Here is a 3,556-nt window from a genome sequence, read left to right on the forward strand (position 1 = left end):
CTTTCTACGATTCCAATCGAAAGACTTGAGGCCTAAATGCTTTATTCTTTTAAAATCCTCAAAAAAAATATCCCGAAAATTCATTGTGCAAGAAACTCCGTAGTCTACTGCCAATTACGCATAACGTCTTGGCACTACAGCGGGTTTGGGACTAAATTAAGCCCTATTTTCGGATTTGCCAAATTATCCAAATACAAAACCAACTTTCCATTAAGCCAAATGCCCAAATCCGTTGTAGTGGCTGTTAGGCATTCGGTTCTTTATGTTCAATATTTCGGTTTAATTTCTGCACCGTTTTAAAGTCAGAAACACAATTTAAAATTAATTATTATGAAATTAGAAAATCAAGAAATTAGAATTAATATTAAAGATGGCAGATGCTTTTTGTCAAGATACGAATTAGACGGTAAAGTAAAAGAGCAATACGGGCCCGTAAAACTAAAAGTTCTTTTAGTTAGAATAGTTTCTATTCTTAGTGGTTTTGAACCACCACGTCGCCTTTATCGTCTTGATAAACTAACTGATTAAATTGAAATTGCAATTCAGTTCCACGGTCTTTTAATCTATTAAAATCAAGCCCTCCAAAATAAATTTCCAAATCTTGATTTTCTGCTTTTAATAATTCGATTAATTCTTTTACAGTTATTTTCATTATTTATAATTTTATTGTTTGATAATTTTTTAAGAACATTGCCAAAATATAAAAAATATTATAATTGATACAATTACAGCAGATTTCATAAATAATTTTTGGTCACTTGATTTGTCATTATTACACCAATGACACACTTTTCCACTAAATGGCGTTTCTTTTCCGCAGTTGCTACATTTCATTTTTTGAATGTTTAATTGTTTAACGTTATTTTTTTCTGTGTCAGTTCGGCTGAACTGATGCCTAACGTCCCCGCGCTAAAAGCAGTTTGGGACTAAATTAAGCCCATTTTTCGGATTTGCCAAATCTTCCAAATACAAACCAATTTTTTCATTAAGCCAAATCCCCAAATTGCTTGTAGCGTGTGTTAGCGATTGTTGTGACACGCTCGTCAAGCACCTCTGATTTGACATTCCAATTATCGATTCCAATTGCGTATGAATTTCCATTTTTTATTTTCCGCTTCCAAAGTTCCGCTTTAGCAAGTTCAGTTTAGCAAGTTTAGCTTCGGCAAACTTTAATTAAACCTCAAAAAAAATCGACAAAAAAAATCCGCCTTCAATTATCAAAAAAGCGTTTCACATTTTTTACTTCCGCAACAATTAAGTTTCAATTTTCGGATCTGATTTCGGTCAGCTCGGTTTCAGCTTTTGTAAAGCTTTCTCTGAATTAAAATACCCGATTAAATTCAGCGGTTTTTCGTCACCGGAGCAATAATCGCTAACGTTCTCGCGCTACAAGCAGTTTGGGACTAAATTAAGCTTTATCTTCGGATTTAGCCAAATCTTCCAAATACAAACCAATTTTCCCATTAAGCCAAATCCCCAAATTGCTTGTAGCGTGTGTTGGCAGTAGTTTTTTTTCTTCCGTTTGGTTGTCGTTAATTAATCAAACCAAATTCCTCCATCTAAAAAATCCATACTGTATGATTTGCATTTTGGACAAAAGTTTTTACTTTTTTTAAAACATTTACCACCCCAATAATGATTATCAATTTCCAAATCGTCAGTGAACATACTTGGCTCGTAATACGGAATATACTTTTCATCCATTGTTTCAATTTCAATTGCAATGCTTTTGGAAAAAAAGTACAGAAATTTCTTTTTAACAATTACAGTTTTTTTATAAGCATATAGATTGATTTGCTCAATTTCATTAGATTCAGTATTCAATGCTGGTGCGCCAAAATTAGTAAGATGACTTAACTTACCTCCGCCAATGCCTATTGACTTTGTTTTGTATCCACAATCTTTACAAACTGGTCTAATAGTAAAACCCATAAGAATATTATTTATTAAAATCTAAAAGTTAATTATTAGTTGAAAGAAAATCAAAGTCTCTTTCTGTATTCTTGACAAATTCAATAAACTCTCTTATTTTTGGTCGAGCTTTACTTCCTTTACTGTATTGCCATTTAGATTCAGGTAGAATTAATCCACAAATTCCATAATTCATTATGTTGGAATATGATGTTGTTTTTTCTCTGAAAAAGTTTTCAAATAACTGACACCAAGATTCAGAAAGTTTTTTTGCAATAAATTCAATTTGGTTCATTGAAAGTGTATTGTTTTTAAGAAGATCTTCTACAGCTTCATTCTTATCAAATAATAAATATTTATCAAAATGGTAACTTAAAACTGCATTTAAATTTTCTTCAGTTTTTGGATAAATATTGAACTCTTTTTTTGGTAAAATCATTTTAGTAATTTTTAATAATTAATATTCAATATTAAACTCCAATATTCTTGTATATATTCCATATAATTATAAACTGTCCCACCATTCGGGGCTCTGTTGATCAGTGTCTAAACTATCATTATAATGTTCATTATCCCAATTTGAAGAGGAAGAATTATTGTCAAAATTGTCATCGTCATCATAGTTTCTTTTGGATTCAATTTCTAAATATTCTTCATAATTTCTTTGTTTGTTTTTAAGTATTATTACTGCTTCCTCATCGACTAAAAATTTTGGATATATTTTCTTTATTTCTGTAACAGCTTCGTTGCTTATTACAAAGCCTTTAAGATTAACTATGCACCATTGTATATACATTGCATTTTCATTAGCAACGTCAATTAATTTTCTGTATTTATATTTTCCAAATTCGAAATGACTTTCGGTTTCAAATAATTCCATTTACGTGTGTTCTTTTAAAATTACTGCCAACGTTCCCGCGCTACAAGTAGTTTGGGACTAAATTAAGCCCTATTTTCGGATTTGCCAAATATTCCCAAATACAAAACCATTACTAAATTAAGCCTAATGCCCAAATTGCTTGTAGCGTGTGTTATGCGGGGGTTGTTTCTAGCTGATAGTTCCAATTATTAATCGATTTTAATCCTGTTATTGGCAGATACAAAACCTAATTCTTGCCCAAATTCTAGCTAATTTCATTCTCTTTTATTATCGATTTTTATCCAATTATTAGCAAATTAAAAGCCGAAATCGAATCTAAATTTTAGCCAATTTTTATTCTTATTTTTTCATCTCAATTTGAGAATCAAAACGATTGTTTATTTCCATTAAAACTCCAATATTCAAGTTCGCTTTTCAAGTACTGGATTTCAGATTCAGTTTAGAAACTCCGAAACTCAAGTTTTCAATTTCAAGTTCTATATTTCAGATTCAGTTTAGAAGCTCCAATATTCAAGTTCTGTATTTCAAGTTTTTGGTTTTCATTTTCAAAACATAAAATTCAAGTTTCACAGTTTATGAATTTCGATTTTTTATCAATTAAAGGCCTTTAAAAGTCTGATTTTCTTCGCAACTCCCGCATAACGTTCCCGCGCTAAAAGCAGTTTGGGACTAAATTAAGCCTATTCTTCGGATTTGCCAAATCATCCAAATACAAAACCATATTTAAATTAAGCCAAATACCCAAATTGCTTGTAGCGTGTGTTG

4 protein-coding genes are annotated in these 3,556 nt (G+C 30.9%); all 4 read right to left on the minus strand.

Annotated features, from left to right (window positions below; genetic code table 11):
• Positions 1-472 precede the first annotated feature (472 nt).
• A complete protein-coding gene (locus KZH69_RS20230) occupies positions 473-652 on the minus strand; it encodes a hypothetical protein (protein WP_219319277.1) in 180 nt (59 codons plus the stop codon).
• Between the two features lie 884 nt (positions 653-1,536).
• Positions 1,537-1,932, minus strand: a complete 396-nt coding sequence (locus KZH69_RS20235) for a hypothetical protein (protein WP_219319278.1) — start codon at positions 1,930-1,932, stop codon at positions 1,537-1,539.
• Positions 1,933-1,960: 28 nt separating this feature from the next.
• Positions 1,961-2,350, minus strand: coding sequence for a hypothetical protein (locus KZH69_RS20240; protein WP_111411626.1), 390 nt, complete (start codon positions 2,348-2,350; stop codon positions 1,961-1,963).
• Between the two features lie 66 nt (positions 2,351-2,416).
• Entirely contained in the window at positions 2,417-2,791 is a 375-nt protein-coding gene (locus KZH69_RS20245; RefSeq protein WP_219319279.1) for an exodeoxyribonuclease X C-terminal domain-containing protein, read from the minus strand.
• Positions 2,792-3,556: the final 765 nt, after the last annotated feature.

Source organism: Flavobacterium taihuense, assembly GCF_019351435.1.
In the GTDB taxonomy this organism is placed as follows: Bacteria; Bacteroidota; Bacteroidia; order Flavobacteriales; family Flavobacteriaceae; genus Flavobacterium; species Flavobacterium taihuense.